Raw genomic sequence first — 1,355 nt, forward strand, 5'->3', positions numbered from 1 at the left:
GGCGCGTGGCAGCGTGCGCATCGGGCCAGTATAGCCGCTCTGCGTCGCCGTCCGTCGCGTGATGCCCATATTGGTTTCGCCGCCGGGATCGGCCGGGTGATCGACATAGCCGCCCTCGATCGCGATGACGCCGGAGATCATCGCGACGATGACCGCCGCAAACTTCGCTTTGCCGACCGGCTGCCGGGAGGCGGCATCATTTGCCATCGGTCGGCACCTTGCGCGTGATGCGCGCGACGGCGATCGCGACCAGCAGCAGGATCGGGAACGATCCGGTCACCCACGACGGGAGCAGCGCGCGCAGATCCTGTGGCATCGCGTTCCAAATCTCTGTGGCGGTGCCGGGAAAGGCCTGCACGAACGCCTCGATCAGCGCGCCGATCGCGGCCAGGCGGATCGAGGTGAAGGTATAGGCACGATGCCAGTCATCGATGAGACGCGCGCACAGCCAGGCGCGCCACTTTGCGAGCAGCGTCATCGGATTTCCTTTCGAAGGTCGGGGCGTGAGGGTTAGGGCGTGCTGGCCATCGCCGCCTGCAATTCGCGCCGCAGCAGAGGCGGTCCATAGGTCAGCAGGATTGTCTCAAGCTGGACGATGCGGTTGTTGAGGCCCGCGATCTCGAGCCGGTGCTTTTCCTCGGTCTCGTCACGCTCTTTTTCGAGCTGCTTGATCCTCGCATCGCCGAAGACGCGCCAGATAAACGTGCCGACCGTCATCAGGGCCGCAGTGGCAAACGTCGCCCCCGCGCCAAAGGCAAGCGCCAGCGCCCCGCCCTGCGGGCCGGTGTAATCGATATCGTGCATGTCTGGCTCCGAAAGATTGGTGAGCGGGCAGTACGGGTGGATCGCCGCCATGGGGTGGGCAGGCTGACGGATGCCCGGCTATACAGTGGCCAGCGATTTACCCGGGTGGAGCCCTCACGTCAGCTGGAGCTCGTCGATGTAGCCGCCACCCGCCATCGTCGCGCCGATCAGCGTGATCACGATTGCGGCTGGTGCCCACCAGTCTTTCCATGTCGGAGCACGCGGCACTTGTGCGCTCACGCGGGCACTATCTCAAACCGCTCGGTCGGCGGTACCGTCGTATCGTCCCATAGCTGCGGATGAACCGGGGGAACTCGGATCGTTGAAATCCTTCTGGAGGTAGGCCCTCGCACCCCCTTCGGAGGAGAAAGAGAGCCCGCGCTCGGGACTTCGGCGCAACATTTCCACCATCCCAGTAGAGGTTGTCGCTAGTGTCAGCATCGGTGACGCATATCTTGAACATTATGCCACTCCTGATCCGGTGATCTTGAGCCAGATGCCCGATGTTGCACCGGTGTCCTTCTGCTGGAAGCCAAGCGCTCCGCTAACAA

The 1,355-nt window shown here is 63.7% G+C and carries 4 protein-coding genes; all 4 read right to left on the bottom strand.

Annotation, left to right across the window (positions count from 1 at the left end; translation table 11 throughout):
* Positions 1 to 207: glycosyl hydrolase 108 family protein (locus tag NW75_RS21555; protein ID WP_033967430.1), on the bottom strand; the 207-nt coding region annotated here is incomplete at its 3' end.
* A complete protein-coding gene (locus NW75_RS21560; protein WP_033967431.1) occupies positions 197 to 478 on the bottom strand; it encodes a DUF7940 domain-containing protein in 282 nt (93 codons plus the stop codon). The genes NW75_RS21560 and NW75_RS21555, both read right to left, overlap by 11 nt.
* Before the next feature lie 32 nt (positions 479 to 510).
* Entirely contained in the window at positions 511 to 804 is a 294-nt protein-coding gene (locus NW75_RS21565; protein ID WP_033967432.1) for a hypothetical protein, read from the bottom strand.
* Positions 805 to 918: 114 nt separating this feature from the next.
* Complete coding sequence (locus tag NW75_RS27560; RefSeq protein WP_269430365.1) at positions 919 to 1,044, bottom strand: hypothetical protein; 126 nt, start codon at positions 1,042 to 1,044, stop codon at positions 919 to 921.
* Between the last annotated feature and the right edge of the window lie 311 nt (positions 1,045 to 1,355).

Source organism: Sphingomonas sp. Ant H11 (assembly GCF_000797515.1).
Classification (GTDB): domain Bacteria; phylum Pseudomonadota; class Alphaproteobacteria; order Sphingomonadales; family Sphingomonadaceae; genus Sphingomonas.